Here is a 14,854-nt window from a genome sequence, read left to right as displayed (position 1 = left end):
GGCCTGTACGGCGGGGCGCTCGCCGACGCGGTCGACCGGCGGAAGGTGATCCTCCTGACCGAGGCGGGTCTCGGCCTGCTCGCCGCGATCCTGCTCGTCAACTCGCTGCTGCCGACCCCGATGCTCTGGCCGCTGTACGTGGTCGCGGCCGGCGTCTCGGCGCTCGCGGGGCTCCAGCGGCCGGCCCTGGACTCGCTCCTGGCCCGGATCGTGCCGCACGAGCACCAGACGGCGGCGGCCGCGCTGAACTCGCTGCGCTGGCAGATGGGCTCGATCGCGGGCCCGGCGCTCGCGGGCCTGGTCGTGGCGTACGCGGGTCACGCGCCGGCGTACGGGGTGACGATCGCCGGTTTCGCCGCCTCGGTGGTGCTGTGCCGCCGGCTCTCCCCCGCGCCGCCCGCGCACGACGCGGAGAAGCCCTCGCTGCGGGGCATCGCGGAGGGCGCGCGGTACGCCTGGTCGAGGCCGGTGCTGCTCGGCACGTACGCGATCGACCTCGCGGCGATGTTCTTCGCCTTCCCGAACACGATCTTCCCGTTCCTCGCGGACGAGCTGGACGCGGACTGGTCGCTCGGCCTGATGTACGCGGCGGGCTCGGTCGGCTCCCTGGTGCTGGGCCTGACCAGCGGCTGGACGTCGACGGTGCGCCGGCACGGGCTGCTCGTGGTCGCGGGCGCCGCCGGCTGGGGTCTGGCGATCGCGGCGGCGGGCTGGTTCGGGAACATCTGGCTGGTCCTGCTCTGCCTGGCCTTCGCCGGGGCCGGCGACATGCTGAGCGGCCTGGGCCGGGCGACGATCTGGAACCAGACGATCCCCGAGGAGCTGCGCGGCCGGCTCGCGGGCATCGAGGTGCTCTCGTACAGCGTCGGCCCGCAGCTGGGCCAGGTCAGGGCGGGCGCGATGGCGGGCTGGACCGGCACCCGGTCGGCCGTCTGGACGGGCGGCGTGGCCTGCGTCGCCTCGGTGGGCCTGCTCTGCCTCGCGCTGCCGAAGCTCCTCACGTACGACTCCGGGACCGACGAGGACTCGCTGCGCCGCAAGGCCCAGCAGGAAGCGGCCGGGCGGGAGGCGGCGGAGCGGGACCCGGCCGGGACCGTGTGAGCGGTCCCGGGCGGGTCCCGGTGGTCGGACAGGCAGGTGCCCTCAGTCCGGCGGCTCCTGGGCTTCCGGCTTCCCCGCCTTGTCGTGCCAGCGCGGGTCGGTCTCCCACTCCAGGTTCCGCTCGCGGGCGGTCTCCATCGCGTGGGCGGCCTCCGCGCGGGTGGCGTACGGCCCGAAGCGGTTCTTCGCCGGGCACTCGGGGCCCTCTTCGACCTTCTTGTGCTCCAGGCAGTAGTACCACTCGCCCGGTTTGCCCGCGGTGCGCTTCTTGAACAAAGCCATCGTCGTCGGCTCCTTCCTCCGAGACCATGCTGCCCCAGACCCGGTCGTTAGACTCGCTGTCATGTCTGGCCAGTCGCTTCTCGTCCCGGGGGAGCTCTCCCCCCATCGTTCCGTTCCGGGCTCCATCCGCCGCCCCGAGTACGTCGGGAAGCCCGCCCCGGCCCCGTACAGCGGGCCCGAGGTGCAGGATTCCGACACCGTCGAGCGGATGCGGATCGCCGGCCGCATCGCCGCGCAGGCGATGGAGGAGGCCGCCAAGCACATCGCCCCGGGTGTCACCACCGACGAGCTCGACCGGGTCGCGCACGAGTACATGTGCGACCACGGCGCCTACCCGTCCACCCTCGGCTACCGCGGGTTCCCGAAGTCGCTGTGCGCCTCGATCAACGAGGTCATCTGTCACGGCATCCCGGACTCCACCGTCCTGCGGGACGGCGACATCGTGAACCTCGACGTCACGGCGTACATCAACGGCGTCCACGGCGACAACAACGCCACCTACCTCTGCGGCGACGTCGACGAGGAGTCGCGGCTGCTCGTGGAGCGGACCCGGGAGTCCCTGAACCGGGCCATCAAGGCGGTCAAGCCGGGCCGCCAGATCAACATCATCGGCCGGGTCATCGAGTCGTACGCCAAGCGCTTCGGCTACGGCGTCGTCCGTGACTTCACCGGCCACGGCATCAACTCGTCCTTCCACTCCGGCCTGATCGTGCCGCACTACGACTCGCCCCACCACACCACCGAGATCAAGACCGGCATGACCTTCACCATCGAGCCGATGCTGACGCTCGGCACCCACGACTACGACATGTGGGACGACGGCTGGACGGTCGTGACCAAGGACCGGAAGCGGACCGCGCAGTTCGAGCACACGCTCGTCGTGACGGAGACCGGGGCGGAGATCCTGACGTTGCCGTAGCCGCTCGAATGGGTAGAGCCTTTACCGACAGGACGTCGGGAACCAGTTGACTTAGGTAAACCTAACTTGGCAGGATCGTCACTGGTTCCCGTCCCATCGGTCCCGGAGGCACGCCTTGGACACGCCCTTCTCCACGCTCATCCGTACGGCCTCGCACGAGCAGCACACGGAGGCGGAGACGTCGTCCTTCATGGGCGACCTCCTGGGCGGACGCCTGGCCGTCGACGCCTACGCGCGCTACACCGAGCAGCTCTGGTTCGTGTACCGCGCCCTGGAGGACGGCGCGGAGGCCCTGCGCTCGGACCCGGTCGCCGGGCCCTTCATACAGCCCGAGCTGTTCCGCACGGCCGCCCTGGAGCAGGACCTCGCCCATCTGCGGGGCCCCGACTGGCGCGCCGGGGTCTCCCCGCTGCCCGCCACCGTGGCGTACGCCGATCGGGTCGCCGAGTGCGCCCGTGACTGGCCCGCGGGGTACGTGGCCCACCACTACACGCGCTACCTGGGCGACCTGTCGGGCGGTCAGATCATCCGCGACAAGGCGGAGCGCACCTGGGGCTTCGCGCGCAAGGGGGACGGCGTCCGCTTCTACGTGTTCGACGCGATCTCCAACCCGGCCGCGTTCAAGCGGGCGTACCGGGAGCTGCTCGACGGGGTGAACGCCGACGACCTGGAGAAGCAGCGGATCGTCGACGAGTGCAAGCGTGCGTTCGCGTTCAACAGCGCGGTCTTCCACCAGCTGGGCGGCGAGTTCCCGCTGACCGCGTGAGGGTCGACCAGGAGGGCCGCGGCACGTGAGGGCGGGCCGGCAGGCCTCAGCGCGTGAGTCTTCAGGCCTTCGCGTGCTCAGCGCGTGTGCCTTCGGGCCTTCGCGTGCTCACCACGTGAGCCTTCGGGCCTGCGCGTGCTCAGCGCGTGAGGGTTCCCTCCAGGCGGACCCGTCCGCCGATCTCCACGATCCCGTCAGGGCCGGGGGCAGTGAGCAGCTGCGAACCCCGGCCCTGCGTGATGTTCAGGGCCCGTCCCAGCTCCGCCGTGAGCAGCAGCGCCGCCGCGCCGGTCGCCTCGTCCTCGTCGATGCCGTCGCCGCGCCCCGGGAACGCCCGCGCCCTGATCCGGCCCGCGGCCTCCTCCTCCCAGGCCCAGGCGTAGATCCACTCGCCCGGCTCGGGCACGTCGAGCGCGTCCACCTCGGCGGCGGAGCCGTACTGGCGCAGGGTCCGCGGCGGCGCCCACTCGGCACGCGCCTCGATCCACGTGAACTCCCCGTCGCCGCGCACCCACACCTCGCCCGCGGGCGGGACGACGACCTCGATGTCGAGCAGCCAGGCGGCGCCGACCAGCGGGTGTCCGGCGAAGGGCAGCCGCAGGCCGGGGGTGTAGATGTCGACGATCCCGCGCTCCGGGTCGTCCACGAACACCGTCTCGCTGAAGCCGAGTTCCTTGGCGAGCGCCTGCCGGGAGGCCTCGTCGGGGTGGGTACGGGCATCCCGCACGACTCCGAGGGTGTTGCCGTGCCGGCCGTCGGCCGCGCAGAAGACCCGGAGGACGTCGATCTCGGTGGCGGTGCTGGGCACGGTCGTGTTCATGGCGGAAATTGAACCATTTCGCGGCGCGCGGACAGGACCGCACCCGCGAATCGGGGGCGGTCCTGTCTCTTCCGGGGGGCGCTTCTCGGTGGGTGCCCCGAGGGCGTGGTGCTGGTTCAGGGCTTCGTGGCGCGGCGGCGCACGGCGACGACGACGGCCACTGGTCCTGCGGGTCTGCCGGGAGCGGGCGGCGGCCGGGGACGCGGTGGTGGTGCCGCACGACCTCGGGCTCGCGGCGGCCCACGCGGACCGGGTCGGGGTGCTGCACGGCGGCCGGATCGCGGTGGAGGGGCCGCCGTCGGAGGTCCTCGACGAGGAGTTGCTCAGCCGGGTCCACCGGCAGCCGGTGGAGGTGTTCCCGCACCCGCGGACCGGCGTCCCGCCTGTCGCGCCGAAGCGGACCGAGGCCGTCCGTGAGAGACGCGGAAGCGGGACAATTCGCCGCCCTTGACCCGCCCTTGACCAACCCATGAGGGCCCCATGAAGCCCCTGTGATCCCACCGTGTCCGGCCCGCCGGACCTGAGAGCCGAATCACTGGACGACCGGGTATGGCTGAGGTAAGCCTCGGTTAAGTTAGGTCGGCCTCAGTCCCCGTCCCCGCGTTTCTGGAGTCCCCATGCGAGCCGTTCGCCTCTCCGTCGTCACCGCCGCAGCGACCGCGGCGGCCCTGGCCGCCGTCACGGGCTGCACCGAGAAGAGCGACGCCAAGGCGGACGACGGCACGATCACCGTCGTCGCCAAGGACGACTCCTGCGAGGTCTCGAAGAAGGAGTTCCCGGCGGGCCACGTGCAGCTGTCCGTCGAGAACCGCGGCTCCAAGGTCACCGAGGTCTACGTCCTCTACCCGGACGACCGGATCGTCACCGAGCGCGAGAACATCGGTCCCGGCACCAAGGCGAGCCTGACCGCCGAGATCAAGGCCGGCGACTACGAGATCGCCTGCAAGCCCGGCATGGTCGGCGACGGCATCCGCCAGCAGGTCAAGGCCACCGGCGGCGCCGCGGGCGCCAAGCGCTCCCCCGAGATGGACGCGGCCGTCGCCGCCTACCGCCAGTACGTCCAGGCGCAGGCCGACGCGACCCTCCCCAAGGTGAAGGTCTTCACCGACGCCGTCCGAGCCGGTGACCTCGATGCCGCGAAGAAGGCCTACGCCGAGTCCCGGATCGGCTGGGAGCGCACCGAGCCGGTCGCCGAGTCCTTCGGCGACATCGACCCCAAGGTCGACGTCCGCGAGGACGGCCTGGAGGCCGGCCAGGACCCGGCCAAGGACTGGACCGGCTGGCACCGCCTGGAGAAGGCCCTCTGGAAGGACAAGAAGCTCGGCGAGCGCGAGAAGCAGCTCGCCGACCTCCTCGACAAGGACCTCGCGGACTGGGTGAAGCGGGTCGGCAAGGCCGAGATCACCCCGACCTCGATGGCCAACGGCGCCAAGGAGCTCCTGGACGAGGTCGCCACCGGCAAGGTCACCGGCGAGGAGGAGCGTTACTCCCACACCGACCTCGTCGACTTCAAGGCGAACGTCGAGGGCGCGCAGAAGTCCTTCGACCTGCTCAAGCCGGTCGCCGTGAAGAACGACCCGAAGCTCGTCGCCGAACTGGAGAAGCAGTTCGCCGCGCTGAACACGCTGCTCGACAAGTACCGCACGGACAAGAGCAGCTACGTCTTCACCTCGTACGAGAAGGTCGGCGAGCCCGAGCGCAAGGAGCTGTCGGACGGCGTCAACGCGCTGGCCGAGCCGCTCTCCAAGCTCTCCGCCGCCGTCGTCAAGTAACGGACAGGGAGAGCGGGGAGGCGCGGACATGTCCGAGGAGACCCAGGAAGACCGGGAGACGACGGCGGCCCCGGCCGCCGCGCCCTCCCGCCGCAAGGTCATCGCCCTGGGCGGTGCCGGGCTCGCGCTCGGTGCCGCCGCGGCGGGGGGCGCCGCCGCCCTGCTGGCCCGGGCCGGGGACACCCCGGTACCGGTCGCCGACAGCGGCGCGGCCGTGCCCTTCCACGGCCCCCACCAGGCCGGCATCGCCACCGCCGTCCAGGACCGGCTGCACTTCGCGGCCTTCGACGTGACGACGACCGACCGCGCCGAGCTGGTCCGGCTCCTCAAGGACTGGACCCGGGCGGCCGAGCGCATGACGGCCGGAGCCGAGGTCGGCGAGGGCGCGTACGGCGGTCTCCCGGAGGCGCCGCCCGACGACACCGGCGAGGCCCTCGGCCTCAAGCCCTCCCGTCTCACCCTCACCATCGGATTCGGCCCCACGCTCTTCGACGGGCGTTTCGGGCTGAAGGACAAGCAGCCCGGGGCCTTGGTGGAGCTGCCCAAGTTCCCGGGCGACAACCTGGATCCGGCGCGCAGCGGCGGCGACCTCTGCGTGCAGGCGTGCGCGGACGACCCGCAGGTCGCCGTGCACGCCATCCGGAACCTGGCACGGATCGGCTTCGGCAAGGTCGCGGTGCGCTGGTCGCAGCTGGGCTTCGGCAAGACGTCCTCGACGACCCCGGACGCCCAGACCCCGCGTAACCTCTTCGGCTTCAAGGACGGCACCCGCAACATCGCGGGCACCGAGACGGAACGGCTCGCGAAGCACGTCTGGGTCTCCGGGAAGGACGCCGAGGGACCGGCGGCCTGGATGGACGGCGGCTCGTACCTCGTCGCCCGCCGCATCCGGATGAACGTCGAGACCTGGGACCGCACGCCGCTGGCCGAGCAGGAGGACATCTTCGGCCGCGACAAGCGCGAGGGCGCGCCCGTCGGCAAGGCCGGGGAACACGACGAGCCGTTCCTGAAGGCGATGAAGCCGGACTCGCACGTGCGGCTCGCCCATCCGGACACCAACGGCGGGGCGACGATCCTGCGCCGCGGCTACTCCTTCACCGACGGCACGGACGGCCTCGGCCGCCTGGAGGCGGGGCTGTTCTTCCTGGCGTACCAGAAGGACGTGCGGACCGGCTTCATCCCGGTGCAGACCTCCCTGTCGCGGGCCGACGTCCTCAACGAGTACATCCAGCACGTGGGTTCGGCGCTGTTCGCGATCCCGCCGGGCGTCCGGGACAAGGACGACTGGTGGGGCCGGGCGCTGTTCTCGTGACACTCCACGCAACCCCGGGAGGGAACCGGCGTGTTCGGTAACTATCTGATCGGCCTGCGCGAGGGCCTTGAGGCCAGTCTGGTCGTCTGCATCCTCATCGCCTATCTGGTGAAGACCGGCCGGCGGGACGCGCTGAAGCCGATCTGGATCGGCATCGGCGTGGCCGTCGGTGTGGCCCTGGCCTTCGGCGCCGGTCTCGAGTTCGGCTCCCAGGAGCTGACCTTCGAGGCGCAGGAGCTGCTCGGCGGCTCGCTCTCGATCGTCGCGGTCGTCCTGGTGACCTGGATGGTCTTCTGGATGCGGCGCACCGCCCGACACCTCAGGGCAGAGCTGCACGGCAAGCTCGACGCGGCCCTCCGGATGGGCACGGGAGCGCTGGTCGCCACCGCGTTCCTCGCGGTGGGCCGCGAGGGCCTGGAGACGGCGCTGTTCGTGTGGGCGTCGGTCCGAGCCTCCTCGGACGGCACGTTCGCACCGCTGGCCGGTGTCCTGCTCGGCCTGCTCACGGCGGTGCTCCTCGGCTGGCTGTTCTACCGGGGCGCGCTGAGGATCAACCTGGCCAAGTTCTTCACCTGGACCGGCGGGATGCTGGTCGTGGTCGCGGCGGGCGTCCTCGCGTACGGCGTGCACGACCTCCAGGAGGCCCGCTTCCTCGACGGCCTCGCGAACAAGGCCTTCGACATCTCGGCGACGATCCCGCCGGACAGCTGGTACGGCACGCTCCTCAAGGGCGTCTTCAACTTCCAGCCGAACCCGACGGTCCTTCAGGTCACGGTGTGGGCGCTGTATCTGGTCCCGACGCTCGCGCTGTTCCTGGCCCCGATAGGGTCGGGTCCGTCCACGCGGGTGAAGAAGCAGAAGGCGACCGATGAGAAGGCTGACGCTGAGGCGAGCGCCGGGACGACCGCTTGAGCGGCTGTCGGCAGGACGGTCCACGCGACCCACGAGAGCCGCGCGCCCCGCGCGCCCCGTACGTCTCCTCGCGGCGACGGCCGCCGCGACCGTCCTCGCGCTGACGGCGAGCGGCTGCGTCACCGTCCACGGTGAGCTCGCCCTGATGCCGCCGGCCACCCGGTCCGAGGCGGCCCAGGCCCTCGCCGACTTCACGGCCGCCTACAACAGTGCCGACAAGGCCCACGACCCGGCCCTGGCCGCGGGCCGGGTCACCGGTCCGCTGGGCGAGATCAACCAGGCCGGCCTGCGTGCGCGTGCGGTGACCTCCCCCGGCGGCAACGCGAACCACCGCCCCCTCGAACTGTCGGACGCGCGCTTCGTGCTGCCCAGGAAGGCGGGCTGGCCGCGCTGGTTCCTCGCGGACACCGACCCCAACATGGACACCGACGAGGGCGCCGGCGACCAGCGCTGGCTCGTCGTCTTCGTACGCAACGGGCCCCAGCAGCTGTGGGAAGCGGCCCACCTGGTGATCATGAGCCCGTCGCAGGTGCCCGAGTTCGCCGAGGAGGACGGGTTCGCGGTGCCGGTCGCCGCGGACACCGACACGCTCGCGGTCGCGCCCGCGGACCTCGGCAAGGACTACGTCTCGTACCTGCAGGACGGGCAGCCGGGGCCGTACGCGGCGGGGCCGCACACGACGCAGCTGCGGGAGCAGCGGCAGAAGGGCGCCAAGCGCCCGGGACTCGCCACCCAGTACCTGGACCGGGTCGCGGACCAGGGCGACTTCGCCCCGCTCGGGCTGCGGACGAAGGACGGCGGCGCGTTCGTCTTCTTCGCGACGCGGTTCTTCGAGCGGCAGACGGCGGCGCCGGGCTACCGGCCCAAGGTCGACCCCGACATCAAGGCGCTGCTGACCGGCGAGGTCAAGAACACGGTCACCAAGGAGTGGGTGTCCAACCAGGTGGTCCTGGTGAAGCCGGCGGGCACCGACCGCGACGGGGTCACGATCAAGGCCCGGCTCCAGGGCGTGGTGGGCGCGCAGGGCTCGTGACGGCCCCGTCGCCCGCCTCTCAGGACGCCGCTCTGGGCGTCGATCAGGCCGCCGATCAGGGCACTGCTCCGGCCTTGCTCAGCGGTCGGCGGCTCAGCGGTCAGCGGGTCGCCGGGTCAGCGGGTCAGCGGCCAGGCGATCTCGTGGGCCGTGTGCTCGCCGTCGCCCTCCGCCTCGCGCGCGGCCGCGTGGCGGGCGCAGGCGTCCTGGAGGGTCTCCAGGAGGTTCAGCGGGTCGGGCAGCGGGTGCTCGGGGCCGCGGAGCCAGGCGACGACCGGATGGGCGCTCTCGTCCCCGGGGAGCCGGGCGGGCGGCACGAGGACGTAGCTGCCGCGGCAGTGCCAGCGGAGCCCCGGGTGCTCGTCCATGGTCTCGGGGTGGCAGTCGAGCTCACACGGCCACCACTCGTCCTCGTCCTCGGGAGTGCCGCGGGTGGCGGTGAAGAAGAGCATCCGCCCGCCGACCGCGTCGACCTCGGCGGACTCGGCGACCGGCCCGACCTCGACACCCTCGGCGAGGAGGCGCTCCAGGGCGGCGCGGCCGGCGGCGAGCGGTACGTCGAGGACGTCGTGGACCATGCCGGTGGCGGTGATGAAGTTCGCCTCGGGCTCGTTGCGGGCCCAGCGCTCGATCTGGGCGCGGTCGGTGGTCGACTGCGTCTGCCAGGCGAAGGACACCGGGTGCCGGGCGGGGGTGGGACAGCCGATCCGCTCACAGGAACAGCTGTAGCCGACGGGGTACGCGGCGGGGGCGAGGGGCAGCCCGGCGGCGGCGACGGCCAGGAGCAGCTTCTCGCGGTCGTTCTCGTCGTCGGCCGCGGTGCGTTTCGGGCGCCTGCGCAGCCACTGCGCGAGTTTGCTCTCCGTGCCGCGGTAGCGGTCGATCCCGTCGCCCATCTATCCCCTCACACCTCATGCTCGCCCGTTCGGCTCTGCCCATGGTCCCACCATCCTGCGCCCTGGGTGACCGGAGTACGGAACCGGGGTGTGGAACCGGTGTGCGACGGACGGTTCAGGCCCTCGGCGCGAGGCCGCGCAGGGCGAGGTCGACGAGGCCGTCGGCGTACGCGTGGGTCAGCGGCAGGGTGCGGTGGAGCCAGCGGTGGTGGAGCGGTCCGACGAGGAGTTCGAGGGCGATCCGGGGGTCGACGCCGGGGTCCACGTCGCCGGCCGCCTGGGCCGCCTCGATGCGGCGGGCGTAGTACTGGAGCTGTGGTTCGAGGAGCGCCTCGGTGAAGCGGGCGCCGAGCTCGGGGTCGACGATGCCCTCGGCGGCGAGGGCGCGGGTGGGGGCGTCGAAGGCGGGGTCGTTCATCTCGTCGACGGTGGCGCGCAGGACGTACTTGAGGTCGGCGGCGAGGTCGCCGGTGTCGGGGATCTCACTGTCGGCGTCCCCGCCCAGGGCCTCGTTGGCGCGGGCCGCGAGGTCCAGGAAGGCGTCGAGGAGGACGGCGGCCTTGGAGGGCCACCACCGGTAGATGGTCTGCTTGCCGACCCCGGCGCGGGCGGCGATGCCCTCGATGGTGGTCTTCGCGTAGCCGGTCTCGGAGACGAGGGCGAGGGCGGCGTCGAAGATGGCGCGGCGGGAGCGCTCGCTGCGGCGGGAGGCGTCGGGGGCCTTGGTGTCGGACATGGGCCCAATCTAGCAGCCCACGAGACGTCGCGTCTCGCGAGTCGTGGCCAGAGCCGAACCACCCGAACGGTCCACAGCGCGGGGGACCCGGAAGGCGGACCATGGGGTCACCGATCCGGCGGATCCTCACCCCGCCGGTGCCTCTGACCTCCCGTCCGTGAGGAGCCCTCATTGCGCACCACTCCGCGCACGTCCTCGCCCCGCCGTTATCTGATGTGCCCACCCACGCACTTCACGGTGACGTACTCCATCAACCCCTGGATGGACCCCACGAAACCGGTCGACCTGCCGCTCGCCCTCGCCCAGTGGGAGGACCTGCGCGACCGCTACCGCGCGCTCGGCCACACGGTCGAGCTCCTCGCCCCCGACCCGGCGCTGCCGGACATGGTCTTCGCGGCGAACGGCGCCACCGTCGTCGACGGCCGGGTCCTCGGGGCGAAGTTCGCCCACGCGGAGCGCGCGGCCGAGGCCGGGGCGCATCTGGCCTGGTTCCGAGGAAACGGTTGGGCAGCCGACGACGTACGGGCCCCGGAGCACGTCAACGAGGGCGAGGGGGACTTCGCCGTCACCGCCTCCTGGATCCTCGCCGGGCGCGGCTTCCGCTCCAGCCCGCTCTCGCACGACGAGGCGCAGGAGTTCTTCGGCCGCCCGGTGATCGGCCTCGAACTGGTGGACCCGCGGTACTACCACCTGGACACGGCGCTGTGCGTCCTGGACGACGCGGGCGACGAGGTCATGTACTACCCGGACGCCTTCTCCCCCGGCAGCCGCGCGGTGCTCGCCCGGCTGTTCCCCGACGCCCTGATCGCGACGGCCGAGGACGCGGCGGCCCTCGGTCTGAACGCGGTCAGCGACGGCCGGAACGTCCTCCTCCCCCAGGCGGCGGTCGGCCTCTTCGACCCGCTGCGGCGGCGGGGCTTCGAGCCGATCGGGATGGACCTGGGTGAACTGCTCAAGGGCGGCGGCAGCGTGAAGTGCTGCACCCAGGAGCTGCGGCCCTAGTCCACCGGGCGTCGGCCGGGGCCGACGCTTCCGGGAGAACCCCGGGAAGTGCCCCTCCTGGTCCGCGGAGACCTGACTGCGGGGGGGCACCACCGGTGGGCACGCGCAGCCGGGGGTCTCAGCCCTCGTCCTCCGGCGGCCAGGAGTCGCCCCACTCCGCGTCGCGGGCCTGCTTGTAGACCGGACCGTGGCGCTTGGTGACCGTCGCGCGGGTCAGGCCGTCCGGACCGCACAGGTCGAGGAGGACCAGGCCCTTGCGGATCTGCGGCCTGCGGGTGATGCGGGAGGCCGCCGGCGCCGGCGGCAACCGGGTCGCCGCCACGTAGCTGTACTTCTCGTCCTCGTACGGCAGCGAACCGCCCTTCACCTGCCGGTGCAGCGAGGAACGGCTGACCCGGGCCGAGAAGTGGCACCAGTCCGTGCCCGGCTCGATCGGGCAGGCCCCGCTGTGCGGGCAGGGCGCGGCGACCGTGAACCCGGCCTCGATCAGCAGCGTGCGGGCCGCGATGATCCGCTCGTAGCCGTCGGGGGTGCCGGGCTCGACGATCACGACCGTCTGCGCGGCACGCGCCGCCTCGGTCACGAGGGCGGCCCGGTCGGCCTCGGTCAGCTCCTTGAGCACGTACGACACGGTGACGAGGTCCGTGTCGGCGAGCCGCAGCGCGCCGCCGATCCTGGCCGTGCGCCACTCGGCGTCCAGGGCGCCGGCGGCGAGCTCACGCCCGAGGGCGAGGGCCGGCTCGGCCCAGTCCAGGACGGTGGTGCGGGGCGGCTGCTCCGCCCAGGCCTCGGCGACGGCCCAGCTTGCCGCGCCCGTACCGCCGCCGACGTCGGTGTGGGTACGCGGCTCCCAGTCGGGCGCCGCCTCGCGCAGGGCGTCGAGGGCGCCCCGTACCGCCTCGAAGGTCGCCGGCATCCGGTACGCGGCGTACGCGGCGACGTCGGAGCGGTCGCGCAGCACGGGGGCGTCCGTCGGGGTGGTCCCCCGGTAGTTGGCGATCAGCCGGTCGACGGCCTGGGCGGCCTGCTTGGGGGGCAGCCCGTCGAGGAGCCCGGCGAGGGCGGCGCGCAGGGAGTCGGCGGAGGGAGCGGAGGCGTTCACCGAGACAGTCTAGGCGGCGGGACCGGTGGCCTCGGCGGCCCGCGAAGCCCCCTGCGCGGCACCGGGCGGTGCCGGGCGGCACGGGCGGATCCGGGCGGCAGCGGGCGGCACACCGGCCCGCCGTCGGCTCAGCCCGGCAGCGGGTCCCGGGAGTGGACCGTCCGCCACGCCTCGATGGACCGGTCCCACTGCTCACCCGTGAGCTCGGTCAGGGAGGCCGGGAAGAGGCCGTCCTCCTCCTTGGCGATGTGCGTGTGGAGCTCGTCGACGGCGCGGACGAACGCCGCGCGCTGCTCGGCCGAGTCGAGGTCGAGGCCGTCCAGGAAGGCGGCGAGCTCGCGATGCTCCAGGGCCAGGGCGTCGACGTACGCCGTGTACTCCTCGTTCTCCCGCATGACCGCGAACAGCCCCCGCTCCTCCCCCGCCCAGTGGGCCCGGAGTTCGACGGCCATCCGCGCGGCCGGCGTCCGGGCGCGGTCGCGGTCGCCGCCGCCCAGCGCGCGCACGGCGTCCCCGGCGAGGTCGGTGACCGATTCGTGCTCGGCGATGAACTCCTTGATCAGCGGGATCTCACGGCACCCGCAGTAGTGGCACATTCCCCGGTCCTCCCGTACGTCCCGGAGATCGTGACACCGCCGGCCGCGGAACGACCGGCGGCACACCGGCGGGCTAGGGGGTGTCGGTGGCCTTGGCCGTCCGCCACGGCCTGCACAGGGCGAGGAAGCAGGCCAGGGCCAGGACGGCGCAGGTCAGCTGGACGACGGCCATCGGGACGGCGGTGTGTTCGCCGGCGATGCCGACGAGCGGGGAGGCGACGGCGCCGACGAGGAACGACGTCGTGCCGAGGAGCGCGGACGCGGAGCCGGCGGCGTGCGGGGTGCGCATCAGGGCCTGGGCGTTGGTGTTCGGCATCGCGAGGCCCATCGCGGACATCAGGACGAAGAGTCCGGCCGCGATCGGCACGAGCCCGACGTCCCCGAAGACGCCGCTGGTCATGAGGAGCAGGGCGAGGGAGGAGACGAGGATGGTCCCGAGGCCCCAGGCGAGCGCCTTGTCGAGGCTGACGCGGCCGACGAGCAGCTTGCCGTTGATCTGGCCGACGGCGACGAGGCCGATCGAGTTGAGGCCGAAGAGCAGGCTGAACGTCTGCGGCGAGGCCCCGTAGATCTCCTGGACGACGAACGGCGAGGCCGAGATGTAGGCGAAGAGGGCGGCGAAGGCGAGACCGCCGGTCAGCATGTACCCGGCGAAGACACGGTCGGCGAGCAGCCCCTTCATGGTGCGCAGGGCCTGGCCGACCCCGCCCTCGTGCCGGCGCTCGGGTGGCAGTGTCTCGGCGAGGAAGCGCCAGACGACGAGGGTGAGGAGGACGCCGATGACGGTGAGGACGTGGAAGACGCCCCGCCAGTCGGTGATCCGCAGGATCTGGCCGCCGATGAGCGGCGCGATGATCGGGGCGACGCCGGAGATCAGCATCAGGGTGGAGAAGAACCGGGCCATCTCCACGCCGTCGTAGAGGTCGCGGACGACCGCGCGGGCGATGACGATGCCGGCGGCGCCGGCGAGGCCCTGGAGCAGCCGGAAGCCGATGAGCGTCTCGGCGGTGGGGGCGAGGGCGCAGACGGCGGTGGCGAGGACGTACACGATCATGCCGACGAGCAGCGGGCGGCGGCGGCCCCACTTGTCGCTCATGGGGCCGACGACGAGCTGGCCGAGGGCCATGCCGGCGAGGCAGGCGGTGAGGGTGAGCTGGACGGTGGCGGCGGGGGCGTTCAGCGCGCCGGTGACCTCGGGCAGGGCCGGGAGGTACATGTCCATGGAGAGCGGGGGCAGTGCGGTGAGCCCGCCGAGGACGAGGGTGACGAGCAGCCCGGTGCGCCGGGCGGTCGCGTTGCCTGTCGACTCGGGGGCTCTTTCGGTTATGTGCCCTTGTGTTGTTTTCTGGCCGCTCTCCGGCATCGACCGCTCCATTTCGTTGAATTCTTGCCTATGCTCTCAGCTCGACCGGCATGGTCGAGACCTCTGCGGGACCGGCGGGACAGATGAGGACGGGTGGGGAACATGGGTAAGACGGTGCGCTGGGGAATCCTGGCGACGGGCGGCATAGCGGAGCGGTTCGCCACGGACCTGCTGACGCTCGACGGTGCGGAGGTCGTCGCGGTGGCGTCCCGTACGGAGGCGTCCGCGAAGGCCTTCGCGGA

Annotated in this window: 15 protein-coding genes and 2 pseudogenes; 10 read left to right on the top strand and 7 right to left on the bottom strand. The window is 72.5% G+C overall.

All coding sequences use genetic code 11. The features are described from left to right. On the top strand, positions 1-1,101 hold a 1,101-nt coding region (locus AOK00_RS15175), incomplete at its 5' end, for an MFS transporter (RefSeq protein ID WP_055600840.1). 42 nt (positions 1,102-1,143) lie between these two features. Here AOK00_RS15175 and AOK00_RS15170 read toward each other — a convergent pair. After that, on the bottom strand, positions 1,144-1,383 hold the full coding sequence (locus tag AOK00_RS15170; protein ID WP_055600839.1) for a hypothetical protein: 240 nt from the start codon (positions 1,381-1,383) through the stop codon (positions 1,144-1,146). Positions 1,384-1,444: 61 nt separating this feature from the next. Here AOK00_RS15170 and map point away from each other — a divergent pair, with 61 nt between their 5' ends. Both map and AOK00_RS15160 read left to right on the top strand, forming a co-directional pair. Continuing rightward, positions 1,445-2,302, top strand: a complete 858-nt coding sequence (map, locus tag AOK00_RS15165) for a type I methionyl aminopeptidase (RefSeq protein ID WP_055600838.1) — start codon at positions 1,445-1,447, stop codon at positions 2,300-2,302. 115 nt (positions 2,303-2,417) lie between these two features. Further along, positions 2,418-3,068: a heme oxygenase (biliverdin-producing) gene (locus AOK00_RS15160; RefSeq protein ID WP_055600837.1), complete on the top strand. Its 651-nt coding sequence runs from the start codon at positions 2,418-2,420 to the stop codon at positions 3,066-3,068. 139 nt (positions 3,069-3,207) lie between these two features. Here the strand turns inward: AOK00_RS15160 and AOK00_RS15155 are convergent, their stop codons facing one another. Further along, complete coding sequence (locus tag AOK00_RS15155) at positions 3,208-3,888, bottom strand: PhzF family phenazine biosynthesis protein (RefSeq protein WP_055600836.1); 681 nt, start codon at positions 3,886-3,888, stop codon at positions 3,208-3,210. 148 nt (positions 3,889-4,036) lie between these two features. Here AOK00_RS15155 and AOK00_RS15150 point away from each other — a divergent pair. The 5 genes and pseudogenes from AOK00_RS15150 to AOK00_RS15130 form a co-directional block, all read left to right on the top strand. Beyond that, positions 4,037-4,339: pseudogene (locus tag AOK00_RS15150) on the top strand (hemin ABC transporter ATP-binding protein); the annotation flags it as partial. Positions 4,340-4,505: 166 nt separating this feature from the next. After that, positions 4,506-5,660, top strand: a complete 1,155-nt coding sequence (gene efeO / locus AOK00_RS15145; protein ID WP_055600835.1) for an iron uptake system protein EfeO — start codon at positions 4,506-4,508, stop codon at positions 5,658-5,660. A gap of 28 nt (positions 5,661-5,688) precedes the next feature. Then, complete coding sequence (gene efeB / locus AOK00_RS15140; protein WP_055600834.1) at positions 5,689-6,972, top strand: iron uptake transporter deferrochelatase/peroxidase subunit; 1,284 nt, start codon at positions 5,689-5,691, stop codon at positions 6,970-6,972. A gap of 30 nt (positions 6,973-7,002) precedes the next feature. Next, positions 7,003-7,884, top strand: a complete 882-nt coding sequence (efeU, locus tag AOK00_RS15135) for an iron uptake transporter permease EfeU (RefSeq protein ID WP_055600833.1) — start codon at positions 7,003-7,005, stop codon at positions 7,882-7,884. Next, positions 7,841-8,917, top strand: coding sequence for a hypothetical protein (locus AOK00_RS15130; RefSeq protein WP_173861568.1), 1,077 nt, complete (start codon positions 7,841-7,843; stop codon positions 8,915-8,917). Before efeU ends, AOK00_RS15130 begins: the two co-directional genes overlap by 44 nt. A 116-nt stretch (positions 8,918-9,033) precedes the next feature. On the opposite strand, the gene AOK00_RS15125 is transcribed toward AOK00_RS15130, so the two are convergent. Both AOK00_RS15125 and AOK00_RS15120 read right to left on the bottom strand, forming a co-directional pair. Beyond that, positions 9,034-9,813 carry a bifunctional DNA primase/polymerase gene (locus AOK00_RS15125; RefSeq protein ID WP_055600832.1) on the bottom strand — a complete coding sequence of 260 codons (780 nt, stop codon included), beginning with the start codon at positions 9,811-9,813 and terminating at the stop codon, positions 9,034-9,036. A 115-nt stretch (positions 9,814-9,928) separates the two neighbouring features. Beyond that, positions 9,929-10,549 (bottom strand): TetR/AcrR family transcriptional regulator, encoded by a 621-nt coding sequence (locus tag AOK00_RS15120; protein WP_055600831.1) that lies wholly within the window; start codon positions 10,547-10,549, stop codon positions 9,929-9,931. A 171-nt stretch (positions 10,550-10,720) separates the two neighbouring features. Between AOK00_RS15120 and ddaH the strand changes: the two genes are divergently transcribed. Beyond that, positions 10,721-11,551 carry a dimethylargininase gene (gene ddaH, locus AOK00_RS15115; protein ID WP_367870037.1) on the top strand — a complete coding sequence of 277 codons (831 nt, stop codon included), beginning with the start codon at positions 10,721-10,723 and terminating at the stop codon, positions 11,549-11,551. A gap of 118 nt (positions 11,552-11,669) precedes the next feature. Here ddaH and AOK00_RS15110 read toward each other — a convergent pair whose 3' ends face one another. From AOK00_RS15110 to AOK00_RS15100, 3 genes are all read right to left on the bottom strand, one after another. Next, entirely contained in the window at positions 11,670-12,653 is a 984-nt protein-coding gene (locus AOK00_RS15110) for a small ribosomal subunit Rsm22 family protein (RefSeq protein ID WP_055600830.1), read from the bottom strand. Between the two features lie 128 nt (positions 12,654-12,781). Next, complete coding sequence (locus AOK00_RS15105) at positions 12,782-13,249, bottom strand: hemerythrin domain-containing protein (protein WP_055600829.1); 468 nt, start codon at positions 13,247-13,249, stop codon at positions 12,782-12,784. Positions 13,250-13,322: 73 nt separating this feature from the next. Further along, positions 13,323-14,612, bottom strand: a complete 1,290-nt coding sequence (locus AOK00_RS15100) for a Bcr/CflA family multidrug efflux MFS transporter (protein ID WP_055600841.1) — start codon at positions 14,610-14,612, stop codon at positions 13,323-13,325. Between the two features lie 102 nt (positions 14,613-14,714). Between AOK00_RS15100 and AOK00_RS40330 the strand changes: the two are divergent. After that, positions 14,715-14,854: pseudogene (locus AOK00_RS40330) on the top strand (gfo/Idh/MocA family oxidoreductase); the annotation flags it as partial.

This window comes from Streptomyces aureus, assembly GCF_001418135.1.
In the GTDB taxonomy this organism is placed as follows: domain Bacteria; phylum Actinomycetota; class Actinomycetes; order Streptomycetales; family Streptomycetaceae; genus Streptomyces; species Streptomyces aureus_A.
The sequence above is the reverse complement of the archived record's forward strand: the minus strand, read 5'-3'. Positions and strand labels throughout refer to the sequence as shown.

Bases quoted from the DNA above. Each gene is read 5' to 3' on its own strand.
- efeB (WP_055600834.1), top strand. From the start codon at position 5,689: ATGTCCGAGGAGACCCAGGAAGACCGGGAGACGACGGCGGCCCCGGCC.
- AOK00_RS15125 (WP_055600832.1), bottom strand. From the start codon at position 9,813: ATGGGCGACGGGATCGACCGCTACCGCGGCACGGAGAGCAAACTCGCG.
- AOK00_RS15170 (WP_055600839.1), bottom strand. From the start codon at position 1,383: ATGGCTTTGTTCAAGAAGCGCACCGCGGGCAAACCGGGCGAGTGGTAC.
- AOK00_RS15120 (WP_055600831.1), bottom strand. From the start codon at position 10,549: ATGTCCGACACCAAGGCCCCCGACGCCTCCCGCCGCAGCGAGCGCTCC.
- efeO (WP_055600835.1), top strand. From the start codon at position 4,506: ATGCGAGCCGTTCGCCTCTCCGTCGTCACCGCCGCAGCGACCGCGGCG.
- AOK00_RS15155 (WP_055600836.1), bottom strand. From the start codon at position 3,888: ATGAACACGACCGTGCCCAGCACCGCCACCGAGATCGACGTCCTCCGG.
- AOK00_RS15100 (WP_055600841.1), bottom strand. From the start codon at position 14,612: ATGCCGGAGAGCGGCCAGAAAACAACACAAGGGCACATAACCGAAAGA.
- AOK00_RS15130 (WP_173861568.1), top strand. From the start codon at position 7,841: ATGAGAAGGCTGACGCTGAGGCGAGCGCCGGGACGACCGCTTGAGCGG.
- AOK00_RS15105 (WP_055600829.1), bottom strand. From the start codon at position 13,249: ATGTGCCACTACTGCGGGTGCCGTGAGATCCCGCTGATCAAGGAGTTC.
- map (WP_055600838.1), top strand. From the start codon at position 1,445: ATGTCTGGCCAGTCGCTTCTCGTCCCGGGGGAGCTCTCCCCCCATCGT.